This window comes from Actinoplanes sp. NPDC023714 (genome assembly GCF_040639855.1).
Classification (GTDB): Bacteria; Actinomycetota; Actinomycetes; order Mycobacteriales; family Micromonosporaceae; genus Actinoplanes.
This window is the reverse complement of the sequence record NZ_JBFAAR010000004.1, coordinates 338,111-351,858: the sequence shown is the minus strand read 5'-3', so window position 1 is coordinate 351,858 and position 13,748 is coordinate 338,111. Positions and strand designations below refer to the sequence as shown.

Sequence of the window (13,748 nt, the reverse complement as noted above, 5' to 3'; positions counted from 1 at the left end):
ATGGCGAACATTCCCGGTCACCCTCGAGAGGGAACCTAGCGAGGCGGAACCGGCAGATCCCGGACGTCCCAGATCTCCACGCCGCCCACCAGCTCCGGCTCCCCGAGCGCGTCGACCAGCACGGCACGCTGCGCTTCCGGGTTCCGGCCGCCGGGGATCAGCACCACCACGCCCGCTCGCCAGTACACCAGATCCGCGGTGATCCGGGCGCGATCGTCGTCACTCAACCGGGGCACCTGGCCGTACTCCCGGACCCGCCACAGCAGATCGGACGTGAACCGGCGTGGCGCGTTCCACGAGCCGGTGTCGTCGTGCGGCGGGTCGGCCGGGCCCATGAAGTAGCCGCGCGGCGTCGCGTAGTCGAGGTTCATGAGGGTGGCCCAGCGCATGCCGACCCGCCCCGTGGTCACCTCCGGCAGCGGGACGGTCACCAGGGTGCGGTCGTCCGCCACGTACGTCTTGTAGGTCCCCTGGGTGAGGAAGGGCGGCATCGGCTGACCCTCGACGACCGGGAGCGGTTTCGGGATCAGCGGGACGAGCGCGAGCGTCATGCCGACCCAGAAGAGCTTCCTGTGCCGGCTCGTCCCGATCCTGTCGGCCGCGAGCGCCAGCAGCACCCCGGCCACCGTGGCCGGCACCATCGCGAATCTCGTCACACTGACCAGATCGATGATCGGCACGTGGCTGATCAGGCCGAACGGCAGCGGGATCCCGGTGTCGTGGCCGAAGACCTTCAGCACCGGGCCGAGCGACATGAGCAGCAGCACCAGCCCGGCGATCGCGGCGGCCCGGGCCGCGGCCGAGCGCCACAGCATCACCACCGACACCACGATCATGACGAACCCGATCGGGCCGAAGAACGTGTTGTCCTCGGTCGCGCTGACGCTCATCTCCCGGGTCAGGGCGGCGTTGCCGGCCAGCGACTGCCGGGCGAATCCGACGAGCGAGGCCAGGTCGGTGACGTACATGTCGGGCGAGAACGGCTGGCCGTGGTAGTTGCCGGGGGCGAAGAACTGGTACCAGAGCGGGTAGGCCAGCAGCGCGCCGGAGGTGGCCGCGGCGACGCCGAGCCCGGCCAGGAACCGCCGCCAGACCTCGCGCACCACGTCGCGGCGCATGATGCCGTAGGCCAGCACGAAGACGCCGAGGGTGAGCGCCGTGAAGAGCAGCGTCTCCTCGTTGATGAAGCACTGGACCACGATCAGCAGGCCCAGGATGACCCCGCCGCGCACGGCCCGCCCCGGCTCCCGCAGGCGCAGCACCTGCCAGACGATGAACGGGACCACGTACTGGTTCACGAAGTTCACGTGCCCGTTCGCGTGCGACACCATGGTCGGCGCGAAGCCGCAGAAGGCGCCGCCGATCGCCGCGGCGAGCCGGCTCTCCACCAGGTGCCGGGAGAGCACCCAGTACCAGGCGTAACCGGTGCCGGCCAGCCCCAGCGTGATCAGGATCGCCACCGAGACGCCCGCGCCGAGGAAGTGGGTGACCGGCGCGAGCGGCAGGCTCAGCGCCAGGATCGACGTGTTCGCCATCATGTTGACGCCGACCGGCGCGTTCAGCCGGTCCTCGAAGAACAGCGACGCGCCGTCGAACACCACGCGCTCGGCGTGCGCCAGCACGAAGAGGAAGACCCCGTGGTCGTCGTCGTTGCTGGCGAGCACCCGGCCGTTCGGATCGATCCAGAGCTGGATCATCACGACGATCGCCAGCAGCAGGAACCCGACCGGCACCGCGACGTCGGCCGGGTGGATCCGGCGCCGGGGCGGCGCCTTCTCCTCGGTCGCCACCGGCTCCGTGATCATCTCTTCTGCCGCACGCACCGGTCGAATTCTGCCAGCCCTTTATTCCGTACGGGTCACCGAGCCCTGCGAGCCAGCCGGGCAGAACGGCGGCCGCTCTCCACCGCCACCTCATGACGCAGCTTGCGCCAGCTGGCGAGACGGCGTGCCGAGAGCTCGCCCGCGGTGAGGGCCGCCTGCACCTCGCACCCCGGCTCGGACTCGTGGCCGCAGTCGTCGAACCGGCAGCGGGCGGCGAGCCCGGTGATGTCGGCGAAGGCGCGGTCCAGGCCGGCGGCGGTGTCCAGGAGGCCCACGCCTCTGATGCCGGGCGTGTCGATCACCGACCCTCCGCCGGGCAGCGTGATCAGGTTGCGGTACGCCGTGGTGTGCCGGCCCTTGCCGTCCGCGTCCCGGATGGCCTGCACCGGCATGACGGCGGTGCCGGCCAGCGCGTTCGCGAGCGTGGACTTGCCGGCGCCGGACCGGCCCAGCAGCGCCAGCGTGCGGCCGGGACCGGCGTGATCGCGCAGCTCGGCCAGGCCCTGCCCGGTCCGGGTGCTCAGCGGGATCACCGGCACGCCGGGCGCGAGCCCGGCCAGCTGCCGGGCCACCGCGGCCGGGTCGGCGGTGGTGTCGCACTTGGTCAGGACGAGGAGCGGCCGGGCGCCGGACTCCCAGGCCAGGGCGAGCAGGCGCTCGACCCGGCCGTCGTCCGGCTCGGGGTGGATCGGCTCGGTCACCGCGACGGTGTCCATGTTGGCGGCGAGGACCTGGCCGGAGGCGTCCTTGTCGGCGGTCCGGCGGATCAGCGTGGTGCGGCGGGGCAGCACGAGCTCGAGGGTGGTCCGGCGGTCGGGCCACTGGCGCAGCACCACCCAGTCGCCGGAGGTGGGCAGCCGGGCCGGGTCACGGGAGGCGTCGAGCAGGACGCCGCCGCCCAGGCTCGCGCGGCTCACCCCGCCCTCGGTCAGCACCGTGCAGATGCCGCGGTCGGCCCGCAGAACCCGGCCGGGAAGCGCGTCGGCGCGGTCGAACGGCCGGTAAGCGGATGCGAAGGTCTCGTCCCAGCCCAGCCGGGACAGGTCGTACGACATGAGAACCCTTTACGGTAGTGGGGAACTTCCTCCTCCAGAGGCCCCCGGGCAAGTGAACGCGACGTAGCGGAACTGCACGTTCCTCACCTCCTCCGCTGGGATTCGATCGACTACGCGGCTGCCGACGACGGTACGGCGACCGTGACCGGGGCGAAAGCGAATTCCGATAGGGTCGTCCCGTGACCATGGATCCGCTGGTGCTGATGACCGACGTGGAGCAGTCCACCGAGGCGCTGCTACGTGAGGCGGAGGGCTGGGACGACGCTGTGGTCGCCGAGCCGTCCGGGCTGCCGGGATGGACGGTCGGGCACGTCCTGACCCACCTGGCGCGCAACGCGGAGGCTTACACGAACCTGCTGGTCTGGGCCCGGACCGGGGTGGAGACCCCGGCGTACGCGAGCCCGGCCGCCCGCGAGGAGGGCATCGAGGCCGGGTGCCGCCGCCCGCTGGCCGAACAGCTCGACGACCTGCGGGCCGCGCACGAGCGGTTCGCCGACGCGGCCGCCGCGATGCCGGCCCCGGCCTGGGCCGTCCACCTGCCACCGATCGGCCAGTCCGCCGCCGGCGTCCCGTGGGCCCGGCTGCGCGAGGTCGAGGTGCACCGGGTCGACCTGGCCCGCGGCTACACGCCGGCCGAGTGGACCGACGCGTTCGCGCTGCGCCTGCTCCGGGAGATCGTCGCGGCGGCGCCCGAGGGGTCGCCCGCCCTCACCCTCCAGCCGCTCGGCCTCGAGCACCCGCTGCGCATCGGCGAGGGCGACGGCCCGGCGATCGGCGGGCCGACCAAGTCGCTCGCCGCCTGGCTGGCCGGCCGGGCCGACGGCGCCGACCTCACCGTCTCCCCCGACGGTGAACTACCGCAGCCTGCGAGGTGGAAATGAGCACTCCCGTCGATCTCGGCGGCGGCCTGCTGATGACGAAGGTCTCGGTCGGACCGATGGACAACAACGCCTACCTGCTGCAGTCCGGCGGCGAGCAGCTGCTGATCGACGCGGCGAACGACCCGGAGACGCTGCTCGACCTGATCGGGGCGCGCGGCCTGCGGGCCGTCGTGACCACCCACCGGCACCAGGACCACTGGGTCGCGCTCGAGGAGATCGTGCTGGCGACCGGCGCCGAGTCGCTCGCGCACACCGACGACGCCGAGGGCATCCCGGTGGTGACCCGCACCCTCGCCGACGGCGACACGGTCCGGGTCGGCGATCACTCCCTCGACGTCATCCACATCGTCGGGCACACGCCGGGCTCGATCGTGCTGGCGTACCCCGGGCATCTCTTCACCGGCGACAGCCTCTTCCCCGGCGGCGTCGGCAACACCCGGGGCGTCAAGGAGAACTTCGCGTCCCTGATCGGCGACGTGGAGGCCAAGCTGTTCGCCCGCTTCGGCGACGACACGGTCTTCCACCCGGGCCACGGCAGGGACTCCACGCTCGGCGCCGAGCGCCCGCAGCTGCCCGAGTGGCGTGCGCGCGGCTGGTAGACATGGCGGGAGGGAGACCGGGGCACCTCAACTGCTCCGGTCTCCCCCATCGGCCGTCGGTCAGCCGACGCTCTTCGTGGCGTTCTCGTTCACGTGGATGCCGGCCGCGAACTCCAGCACCTGCTTCTCACCCCAGCCCAGGCCGTCCCAGACCTGGATCACCAGGTAGCCGCGGTCCGGCACCTGGAGGAACAGGGCCGAGCCGTCGGTCTGGTCGAGCATCTTGGTGAGCACGCCCGGGTTGCCGCCCACCTCGATCTTCTTGCCGCCCAGCTCGGCCGGCGCGCCGGTGTCCTGGAGCATCACAGCGATCTTGCCGACGAAGCTGTGCGGGTCGCTGGTGGCGACGTCCTCGTCGCCGCCGGGCGGTGGCGTGCCGGCGTCCCGGTCCGCGGTGCCGGTCGACGGCTCGGCGAGCGGGCCCTCCGGCGCCAGCACGAGGCCGCCCTCGTCGGAGTTCTGCACCACCCAGCCCTCCGGGACCCGGTCGATCTCGAAGGCGTCGGGCTGCTCACCCTGGTAGGCGACCAGCCTGGTGGGCACGAGCGTGCTCACCGCCGGGGCGGGGCCGTCGGCGAGCGTGCCGGCCGGGCCCGACGCCGGGGCGCCGGTGGTGGCGAACGCCACGGCCGCGGCGACGGCGGCGACCGCGAAGGCGGACGCGCCACCGCTCCGGACGAGGCGGCGCCGGCGCAGGGCACGGCGGCCGCGGGCCAGGTCGGCCTCGATCTGGTCGGGTGTCGGCGCGGCGCCGGGGCCGGCGATCCGCTCCAATCCGTCGTACAGATTCATCGTGTTCTCCAGGTCAGCGCAGGGCTAGGGACGGGTTCTCGCCGATGACCGCTCGCAGCCGGTCGAGGGCCCGGGCGGTCTGGCTCTTCACCGTGCCCTCGGAGCAGCCGAGGGCGTCGGCGGTGTCGGCGACGTCGAGGTCGTAGAAGTAGCGGAAGACCAGGGCCGCCCGCATCCGCGGTGGGAGTTCCCTCAGGGCCGCGCGCAGCCCGTCCGAGATCCCGCCGCCGGCCACCTCCGCGGCCGCCCGCTCGGGCAGCTCGGCGACCGACCGCTCCCGCCTCCGCCACCAGCGCCGCCGCTCGTCGGTCAGCGCGTTCACCAGCGTCCGCCGGACGTAGCCGTCCGGGTTGTCGGCGCGCTGGAACGCCGGCCAAGCGACGTAGAGCTTCGTCAGCGTGGACTGGACCAGGTCCTCGGCCAGGTGGGCGTCGCCCGCCGTGAGCAGAGTCGCCGTACGCACCATCCCGGCCCGCCGGGTCGCCACGAATCGGTGGAATTGCTCATCACGCTCGTTCTTCACACGAGCCCCTCCTTCGCTCTCACGCCTCCTTGACGACCGCCGGCACCGCGGGGTTGCATCAGCCGCACAAACGGATCACGCGTCCTGGTACGGTGCGCCGTCAGTCATGATCACCGATCGAGGAGTCCGCCAGTGACCACGGCCGTGGCCGCCGAACCGACCGCCCGACGGCTGCACCCGGAGACGGTCCGATGGCTGGGCGGCGCGGCCGCCGCGATGGCTCTCTACGCCGCTCTGCGCATCGTCAACGTGCTCGTCCTGATCGTCTACGCGCGGCGGGACGAGAAGACCCCGTCCTGGCGGGAGCTGCTGCTCGCCTGGGACGCGAAATGGTACGAGGGCATCGCCGCCCACGGCTACGACACCGCCATCGCGTTCGGCGACAAGGGCACGCCGGAGATGTCCAACCTGGCGTTCTTCCCGCTGTACCCGGGCCTGTCGGCGGCCGTCGAGTTCGTCCTGCCGGTCTCCACCGGCACCGCGATGCTGCTCGTCGCCTGGGGCTGCGGCCTGATCGCGGCGGCGACGCTCTACGCGCTCGGCAGCTACCTGCGGGACCGGATGACCGGCATCCTGCTGGCCGCGCTCTGGGCCGTCGTGCCGCACGGCATCGTGCTCTCGATGGGCTACAGCGAGCCGCTGTTCACCGCCCTCGCGGCCGGTTCGCTGCTCGCCACGCTCCGGAAGAACTGGCTGACCGCCGGCGTGCTCTGCCTGCTCGCCGGCCTGACCCGGCCGACCGGCGCCGCCGTGATCGCCGCGGTCGGCCTCGCCGCCCTGGTCGCGGTGGTCCGCAACCCGCGGGAGTGGCGGCCCTGGGCCGCCGGCGTCCTCGCGCCGCTCGGCCTGCTCGGCTACATGGCCTGGGTCGGCGCCCGGCTGGGCCGCGCCGACGGCTACTTCTACGTGCAGAACGAGACCTGGAACATGGGCTTCGACGGCGGCGCCTACACGCTGTCGACGTTCTCCGACATGCTCATGGACACCCGGATCAACGTGGAGCTGGCCGAGGTGAGCCTCGTCCTGCTGCTGGCCGTGGCGCTGTTCGTCACCGCGATCGGCGAGCGCCTGCCGTGGCAGCTGCTCGTCTACGCCGGGGTGATCGTGGTGATCGCGCTCGCCGGCGACTGGTTCTACTGGGCCAAGGCCCGGATGCTCATCCCGGCCTTCCCGCTGCTGCTGCCGATCGTGTACGGGATCAGGCGCAGTCACAACCGCACGGTGCCGTACGTGGTCGTCGGCACGCTCGCCCTCTTCTCCGTCATGGTGAGCGTCTTCCTGACCCTGACCTGGCATCGCTCGTTCTGAAAAGATCATCGGCCGAGGACCTGTCCATCCTCTGAGACGACGGCATCCCCGACGTTCGGGCGACCCCCACCGGGGCCGCCCGCTCGGAGATCAACTACCTTCGGCCCCACTCCGCATTAGTTCAGGGTTCGAGCAAATTCCGCGTGTCACTGTTGGGCCCGCAACCCCCGAACACCTCTCAAATGACGGAGTACCAGCAGTGAATATCGAGACTGCCCTGAGGGAAGCTATGGGCATCGAGGGCGCGATCGGTGTGGCGCTCGTGGACTACACCAGCGGCCTGACGCTGGGCATCCTGGGCGGCGGTCAGCAGATGGACATGAACGTCGCCGCGGCCGGCAACACCGACGTGATCCGGGCCAAGGTCCGCACCCTCGAGATGCTCGGCATGCAGGACGGCATCGAGGACATCCTGATCACCCTCGACTCGCAGTACCACCTGATCCGCCTGCTCCAGAACAAGCGGCACGGCGAGTCGTTCTTCCTCTACCTGTCGCTCGACAAGACCCGGGCCAACCTCGGCCTGGCCCGCCACCAGCTCCGCAAGATCGAGCAGGACCTGGACGTATGACAGCCCCCGGCGACGCGTACAAGCCCGTCTACGCCGAGCTCGCCCACCTGCGCTACCAGGTGCCCGGCGTGCTGGGCTGCGTGGTGGCCGGAGTCGACGGCCTGCTCATCCTGCACGACCAGACGTCCGGCCCGGAGCCGCACGACGTGGCGGCCCTCGCGGCCGGCGCGCACGGGATCAGCCGTACCACCGGCGCGGTCCTGCACCAGGGCGGCTTCGCCGACGTCACGATCCACAACCAGAACGGCTACCTCTCGGTCTACGCGATCGGCGACCTCGCCCTGCTCGCGGTGATCGGCGACGGTGGTCTGAACATCGCCCGCCTGCACCTGGAGGCCCGCCCGGTCACCGCCCGCCTGGCGACCCTCCTGCAGCTGCGCAGCGTCCACTAGGCGTCTTCCTCTTCACGACCTCTTCACGACGATGAGCTGCGGCCACCTTCATCCGGCCGCAGCTCATCGTCGTCTGTGCCTCCGCTTTCGGCCGTGAGCGGAACCCTCGTCGATGTCCGGGGGCGGCTGGCTACCCTGGCGGGAACCCCCGGACGACTGGAGGTAGCGGTGAGAGGCCGACACGATCCGAATCGGTGGGGTTTCCCGCCGCACCCGCAACCCGACTGGCAGCCGCCGCACCTGCCCGGCGCCGGCCCCGGCCTGCCCGGCTGGCTGGAGGAACGGCTCTTCGACCAGCGCATCGTGATGCTCCGCGGTCAGCTGTCCACCGAGGTGGCGACCGGCGTCGTGGCCGCCCTGCTCACCCTCGACTCGGCCGGACCCGACCCGATCCACCTGCACGTCGCGAGCCCCGGCGGCGACCTCAGCGCCGCCCTGTCGATCATCGACGTGGTGGACGCGCTGACCGCCCCGGTGCACGCCCTCGTCACGTCCGAGGCCGGTGGCGCCGTCCTGGCGGTGCTCGCGGCGGCCGATCGGCGGGCGGCCTACCGGCATGCCCGGTTCAAGCTGGCCGAGCCGCGCGCCGCCGGCGTGACCGGCACGGCCGACGAGGTGGCCGCCGCGGCCGGGCAGCATCTGCGTGAGCTGGAGGAGGCGGTGGTCCGGCTCGCCGAGGTGACCGGTCAGCCCCGCAGCCGGGTCGAGGACGACCTCTCCAACGGCCGGACGCTGAGTGCCGCCGAGGCCCTCGAATACGGCCTGATCGACGAAGTGATCACCCCGAAGGGCCGCTGAGCGCGCCAAGAAAGCTGGGCGCGCCAAGAAGGCTGAACGCGCGAAGAGCTGAGCCCATCAAAGGCTGAGCCCACGAAAAACGGGCCCCGGCGAAAGCCGGGGCCCGTTTCACAAGGCGACTCAGGCGACCTTGACACCCATCGACCGGGCAGTGCCCTTGACGATCTGGATGGCGGCGTCGAGGTCGTTCGCGTTGAGGTCGGGCAGCTTGCGCTCCGCGATCTCCTTGACCTGGTCGGCGCTGAGCGTGCCGACGGTCGTGGTGAGCGGGTTCGCCGCGCCGGACGGGATGCCGAGGCTCTTCTTGATGAGGAAGCTGGTCGGCGGCGTCTTGTAGGCGAGCGTGTGGCTGCGGTCCTCGTAGACCGAGACGATGACCGGGATGATCTCGCCGCGGTTCTTCGCGGTGGCCTCGTCGTACTCGACCTTGACGGCACGCATGTTGGCGCCGGTCGGACCGAGCATCTTACCGAGGTCGACCATCGCGGCGTTACCCGCCTCAAGCGCGAGGGTTACCTCATGGGTCTTCTTCTTGGGAGGCATCGGGTAAGGCTCCTTAGGGTGAGCTGCGGGCCGAGACAAACGCAGCTCGCCAGCATCAACGACACACGACAACCCCGAGACCCTACTACCGCCGCGACGCGAGGGTCAAAACGGCTGATGATGGGGGTCCCGGGTTCTACCACCCAGTGTAACGCGCGACTTCAGAGAACTCGGAACCGGCCTGCTCAGTACCGGTCGCAGTAGCAGTCCCGCATGAGATGACGGACCACGCTCACGTACTCCGGGTTGACCAGCTCGCCGCTCGCGTAGCCCTCGTCGACCGAGCCGCGGCCCATGTTGTAGCCGGCGATCACCATGTTGAGCAGGCAGAGCGACGAGTCGGACTTGCACTTCGACGGGCTCAGGCTGTAGTTGCCCTTGAAGTAGCTGTCCCCGAACGCCTTGGTCAGCCAGGCCAGGTAGTTCGCACCGAGCACCGCGTTCTGCTTGTAGGCGTGCGAGTCGTAGGACTGCTCGAACCGCTGGTTGATGAAGGCCTCGGTGTCCGGCATCACCTGCATCAGGCCGAAACCGCCGTCGCAGTTCACGATGTTCGACGTCCAGCCGCTCTCGTGCCACGACACCGCCCGGATCAGGTCGGCCGGCACCTTCAGCTTCGGCGCCGACCCCGGCCAGTACGTCTTGGTGGCCGCCGCGTTCAGCGCCGCCTTCGCCTTGGCCTTGGAGACCTCCTTGCCCTCGAACTCGGCGCACTCCGGCGCCTGGAAGTTGTTCGGGTCCTCGGTGGGCGTGGGCGACGGCTTCTTCGAGGCCTTCTTCTTCTTCGACGGCGAGGGTGACGCGGTGGGGGACTCCTCGGCGACCGGCTCCTCGGTGAACTCCGGCAGCGGGGACTGCGGCGACGCCACGACAGCCGACTCGGTGATCGGGGCCGGCGCGGCCACCTTCTCACCCTCGGAAGCGCCGGCCAGACCACAGCCACTCGCCACGGCGAGCACCACGAGACCGGCGAACAACCTGGTCCGCAACGTCGCATTCATTGATGAGACCCTCCCCCGAACGTCGTCGAGGACGGACGTTAACAGCTGTCTGACGATTCGCGCAGACCGTAAAACCGGCCAAACGGCCACAAGTCCTGGGACTTGACCCCGGTGTCACGTTCCGCAACCTGAATCGCGGACAATGGCTCCATGCAGACCCGCACCGACCTACGCAACGTCGCCATCATCGCTCACGTCGACCATGGCAAAACCACCCTGGTCGACGCCATGCTGCGCCAGGGCAGCCAGTCCCACGCGCGCGGCGAGATGGCCGACCGCGTCATGGACTCCATGGACCTGGAGCGGGAAAAGGGCATCACCATTCTCGCCAAGAACACGGCGATCAGCTACCAGCCCGCCGAGGGCGACCCGGTCACCATCAACATCATCGACACTCCCGGCCACGCCGACTTCGGCGGTGAGGTCGAGCGCGGCCTCACCATGGTCGACGGTGTCGCGCTGCTCGTCGACGCGTCCGAGGGCCCGCTGCCGCAGACCCGTTTCGTGCTGCGCAAGGCGCTCGCCGCCAAGCTGCCGATCATCCTGATCATCAACAAGGTGGACCGGCCGGACGCCCGGATCAAGGAGGTCGTCGACGAGACGTACGAGCTCTTCCTCGACCTCGACGCCGACGAGCACCAGATCGAGTTCCCGATCGTCTACGCCTGCGCCCGCGACGGCATCGCCTCGCTGACCCAGCCGAAGGACGGCGCCGTCCCCGAGGACAGCGACGACCTCGAGCCGCTGTTCAGCACGATTCTCGACACCATCCCGGCGCCGAAGTACACCGAGGACGCCCCGCTGCAGGCGCACGTCGTCAACCTCGACGCCTCGCCGTTCCTCGGCCGTCTCGCGCTCTGCCGCGTGCACGAGGGCACCATCCGCAAGGGCCAGACCGTCGCCTGGTGCAAGACCGACGGCACGATCGCCAACGTGCGCATCTCCGAGCTGCTGGTGACCGAGGGCCTCGAGCGCAAGCCGGCCGAGAGCGCCGGCCCCGGCGACATCATCGCCCTCGCCGGCATCCCGGACATCATGATCGGTGAGACCCTCGCCGACGCGGAGAACCCGATCCCGCTGCCGCTGATCACCGTCGACGAGCCGGCCATCTCGATGGTCCTCGGCACCAACACCTCGCCGCTGGTCGGCAAGGTCAAGGGCGCCAAGGTCACCGCCCGGATGGTCAAGGACCGCCTCGACAAGGAGCTGATCGGCAACGTCTCGCTCCGCATCCTCCCGACCGACCGCCCGGACGCCTGGGAGGTCCAGGGCCGTGGTGAGCTGGCGCTCGCCATCCTGGTCGAGCAGATGCGCCGCGAGGGCTACGAGCTGACCGTCGGCAAGCCGCAGGTGGTCACCAAGGTCGTCGACGGCAAGGTGCACGAGCCGGTCGAGCGGGTCACCATCGACGCCCCCGACGAATACATGGGCGCCATCACCCAGCTGCTCTCCACCCGCAAGGGCCGGATGGAAGAGCTGATCAACCACGGCACCGGCTGGCTGCGGATGGAGTGGCTGGTCCCGGCGCGTGGCCTGATCGGCTTCCGCACCGAGTTCCTCACCGAGACCCGCGGCACCGGCATCATGCACCACCTCTACGAGCGCCACGAGCCGTGGTTCGGCGAGCTCCGCACCCGCCAGAACGGCTCCCTGGTCGCCGACCGGGCCGGCGCCGTCACCGCCTTCGCGATGATCAACCTGCAGGAGCGCGGCCAGCTCTTCGTCGAGCCGGGCACCGAGGTCTACGAAGGCATGATCGTCGGCGAGAACTCCCGTGAAGACGACATGGATGTCAACATCACCAAGGAGAAGAAGCTCACCAACATGCGTGCGGCCAGCGCGGACAACACCGAGAAGGTGATCCCGCCGCGCAAGCTGTCCCTCGAGCAGTCCCTCGAGTTCTGCCGCGAGGACGAGTGCGTCGAGGTCACCCCGAACGCCGTCCGCATCCGCAAGGTCGAGCTCGACCAGACGGTCCGCGGTCGCGCCGCCGCTCGCCGCAAGCACCAGTAGTCGTTTGCCCTCCAGGCCCGGTCCGCGCTGTTCGGACCGGGCCTTTTGGTTGCGCTGGGACGGTTTTGGGCGGGGGATGGCCCACTCCGGGCGGTCAGGCTTGATCCCTGCGTGGACCATCCCCCGCCCAAAACCTTGCAACGCCATCGGACCTTGGTTGCGGTGGGTGGGTCACTTGCGGTTCAGGCCCATGGGTACGAGGGAAAGCGTGAGCCCGGACGACAGGGCGCCGTCCGGGCTCGCGATGTTCTCGGGTTGTCCTCCGGCACGGCGCTCCGGCCGTACCCAAGAGGGGTTGTCAGTTGCTGATCAGCTCTTTCTTGCGGTCCCGGGACGACTTGATCAGGCTTGCCACCGTGGCGATCGCGAGCGTGCCGAGGATCACGAGCAGGGACAGCCAGATCGGGATCTCGGGGGCCCAGTGGAAACCGTGGCCGCCGTTGATGAAGGACAGCGTGTTGGTGTGCAGCGCCTCGAGGACCAGCTTCACGCCGATGAAGGCGAGCACCACGGCCAGGCCGATGTTGAGGTAGACCAGGCGCTGCAGCAGGCCGCCGAGCAGGAAGAAGAGCTGGCGCAGACCCATCAGCGCGAAGACGTTCGCGGTGAAGACGAGGTACGGCTCCTTGGTGATGCCGAAGATCGCCGGGATGGAGTCGAGCGCGAAGATCAGGTCGGTGGTGCCGATCGCGATCATGACGATCAGCATCGGGGTGAAGAGACGCTTGCCGGTCTCGGTCACCACGCTGAAACGGCCGTCGCCGAAGGACGAGGAGAGCGGCAGCGCCCGCTTCGCCCAGCGGATGAGCAGGTTCTCCTTGAAGTCCTCCTCGTCGTTCTCGCCGCCCTTCAGCAACGTGATCGCCGTGTAGACGAGGAACGCGCCGAAGATGTAGAACACCCAGGAGAACTGCGAGATCAGCGCGGCGCCGGCGGCGATGAACGCGCCGCGCATCACCAGCGCCAGCACGATGCCGATGAGCAGCACCTTCTGTTGCAGATGCCGCGGCACGGCGAAGCGCGCCATGATGATCACGAAGACGAAGAGATTGTCGACGCTCAGCGAGTATTCAGTCAGCCAGCCGGTGTAGAACTCACCGGCGGCCTGACCGCCCGCCGTCGCCCAGACCCCGATGCCGAAGAGGACCGCCAGGCCGACGTAGAACGCGACCCAGCCACCGGCTTCCTTCATGCTGGGCTCGTGTGGTCTGCGCCCGATGATCAGCAGATCGACGGCGAGAACGGCCACCAACGCGACGAGGGTGGCGCCCCAGACCCAGACAGGAACGTTCAACGAGGACCTCCGGCAGACACGGGTCGTCGCTGCACCCATTCGAATGCGAGTTTCATCGTGGGTAACGGGTTACCCGGATTCCGAGATCGAGACTCGTCGGCTCGGTGAGTGAGCCACGAGTGACCGGAACCCGACACGATGAGACTCGTGGCCGA

General features: G+C 69.9%; 14 protein-coding genes. 7 read left to right on the top strand and 7 right to left on the bottom strand.

Annotated features, from left to right (window positions below; translation table 11 throughout):
- Positions 1–35 precede the first annotated feature (35 nt).
- Complete coding sequence (locus AB0G10_RS20915) at positions 36–1,823, bottom strand: hypothetical protein (RefSeq protein ID WP_360923901.1); 1,788 nt, start codon at positions 1,821–1,823, stop codon at positions 36–38.
- Between the two features lie 35 nt (positions 1,824–1,858).
- Positions 1,859–2,878, bottom strand: coding sequence for a ribosome small subunit-dependent GTPase A (rsgA, locus tag AB0G10_RS20910; protein WP_360923898.1), 1,020 nt, complete (start codon positions 2,876–2,878; stop codon positions 1,859–1,861).
- A gap of 179 nt (positions 2,879–3,057) precedes the next feature.
- Here rsgA and AB0G10_RS20905 point away from each other — a divergent pair, with 179 nt between their 5' ends.
- Positions 3,058–3,759, top strand: coding sequence for a maleylpyruvate isomerase family mycothiol-dependent enzyme (locus AB0G10_RS20905; protein WP_360923895.1), 702 nt, complete (start codon positions 3,058–3,060; stop codon positions 3,757–3,759).
- Positions 3,756–4,358: an MBL fold metallo-hydrolase gene (locus AB0G10_RS20900; RefSeq protein ID WP_360923892.1), complete on the top strand. Its 603-nt coding sequence runs from the start codon at positions 3,756–3,758 to the stop codon at positions 4,356–4,358. The genes AB0G10_RS20905 and AB0G10_RS20900 overlap by 4 nt, the downstream gene beginning before the upstream one ends.
- 60 nt (positions 4,359–4,418) lie before the next feature.
- On the opposite strand, the gene AB0G10_RS20895 is transcribed toward AB0G10_RS20900, so the two are convergent.
- Positions 4,419–5,150: a hypothetical protein gene (locus AB0G10_RS20895; RefSeq protein WP_360923889.1), complete on the bottom strand. Its 732-nt coding sequence runs from the start codon at positions 5,148–5,150 to the stop codon at positions 4,419–4,421.
- A 13-nt stretch (positions 5,151–5,163) separates the two neighbouring features.
- Positions 5,164–5,673: a SigE family RNA polymerase sigma factor gene (locus AB0G10_RS20890; protein ID WP_360923886.1), complete on the bottom strand. Its 510-nt coding sequence runs from the start codon at positions 5,671–5,673 to the stop codon at positions 5,164–5,166.
- A gap of 132 nt (positions 5,674–5,805) precedes the next feature.
- Between AB0G10_RS20890 and AB0G10_RS20885 the strand changes: the two genes are divergently transcribed.
- From AB0G10_RS20885 to AB0G10_RS20870, 4 genes are all read left to right on the top strand, one after another.
- Positions 5,806–6,981: a hypothetical protein gene (locus AB0G10_RS20885; protein WP_360923883.1), complete on the top strand. Its 1,176-nt coding sequence runs from the start codon at positions 5,806–5,808 to the stop codon at positions 6,979–6,981.
- A gap of 229 nt (positions 6,982–7,210) precedes the next feature.
- Positions 7,211–7,552, top strand: a complete 342-nt coding sequence (locus AB0G10_RS20880; protein WP_360924988.1) for a hypothetical protein — start codon at positions 7,211–7,213, stop codon at positions 7,550–7,552.
- Positions 7,549–7,944 (top strand): roadblock/LC7 domain-containing protein, encoded by a 396-nt coding sequence (locus AB0G10_RS20875; protein ID WP_360923880.1) that lies wholly within the window; start codon positions 7,549–7,551, stop codon positions 7,942–7,944. The genes AB0G10_RS20880 and AB0G10_RS20875 overlap by 4 nt, the downstream gene beginning before the upstream one ends.
- A gap of 168 nt (positions 7,945–8,112) precedes the next feature.
- A complete protein-coding gene (locus AB0G10_RS20870) occupies positions 8,113–8,742 on the top strand; it encodes an ATP-dependent Clp protease proteolytic subunit (RefSeq protein WP_360923877.1) in 630 nt (209 codons plus the stop codon).
- 120 nt (positions 8,743–8,862) lie between these two features.
- Here the strand turns inward: AB0G10_RS20870 and AB0G10_RS20865 are convergent, their stop codons facing one another.
- Both AB0G10_RS20865 and AB0G10_RS20860 read right to left on the bottom strand, forming a co-directional pair.
- A complete protein-coding gene (locus AB0G10_RS20865) occupies positions 8,863–9,285 on the bottom strand; it encodes a 50S ribosomal protein L11 (protein WP_229075265.1) in 423 nt (140 codons plus the stop codon).
- Positions 9,286–9,470: 185 nt separating this feature from the next.
- Complete coding sequence (locus AB0G10_RS20860; RefSeq protein WP_360923874.1) at positions 9,471–10,286, bottom strand: lytic transglycosylase domain-containing protein; 816 nt, start codon at positions 10,284–10,286, stop codon at positions 9,471–9,473.
- A gap of 150 nt (positions 10,287–10,436) precedes the next feature.
- Between AB0G10_RS20860 and typA the strand changes: the two genes are divergently transcribed.
- Positions 10,437–12,299 (top strand): translational GTPase TypA, encoded by a 1,863-nt coding sequence (typA, locus tag AB0G10_RS20855; protein WP_360923871.1) that lies wholly within the window; start codon positions 10,437–10,439, stop codon positions 12,297–12,299.
- A 298-nt stretch (positions 12,300–12,597) separates the two neighbouring features.
- On the opposite strand, the gene AB0G10_RS20850 is transcribed toward typA, so the two are convergent.
- Positions 12,598–13,632, bottom strand: coding sequence for a TerC family protein (locus AB0G10_RS20850; RefSeq protein WP_360923868.1), 1,035 nt, complete (start codon positions 13,630–13,632; stop codon positions 12,598–12,600).
- Between the last annotated feature and the right edge of the window lie 116 nt (positions 13,633–13,748).

Bases quoted from the DNA above. Each gene is read 5' to 3' on its own strand.
- AB0G10_RS20880 (WP_360924988.1), top strand. From the start codon at position 7,211: ATGGGCATCGAGGGCGCGATCGGTGTGGCGCTCGTGGACTACACCAGC.
- rsgA (WP_360923898.1), bottom strand. From the start codon at position 2,878: ATGTCGTACGACCTGTCCCGGCTGGGCTGGGACGAGACCTTCGCATCC.
- AB0G10_RS20860 (WP_360923874.1), bottom strand. From the start codon at position 10,286: ATGAATGCGACGTTGCGGACCAGGTTGTTCGCCGGTCTCGTGGTGCTC.
- AB0G10_RS20900 (WP_360923892.1), top strand. From the start codon at position 3,756: ATGAGCACTCCCGTCGATCTCGGCGGCGGCCTGCTGATGACGAAGGTC.
- AB0G10_RS20895 (WP_360923889.1), bottom strand. From the start codon at position 5,150: ATGAATCTGTACGACGGATTGGAGCGGATCGCCGGCCCCGGCGCCGCG.
- typA (WP_360923871.1), top strand. From the start codon at position 10,437: ATGCAGACCCGCACCGACCTACGCAACGTCGCCATCATCGCTCACGTC.
- AB0G10_RS20865 (WP_229075265.1), bottom strand. From the start codon at position 9,285: ATGCCTCCCAAGAAGAAGACCCATGAGGTAACCCTCGCGCTTGAGGCG.
- AB0G10_RS20850 (WP_360923868.1), bottom strand. From the start codon at position 13,632: ATGGGTGCAGCGACGACCCGTGTCTGCCGGAGGTCCTCGTTGAACGTT.
- AB0G10_RS20875 (WP_360923880.1), top strand. From the start codon at position 7,549: ATGACAGCCCCCGGCGACGCGTACAAGCCCGTCTACGCCGAGCTCGCC.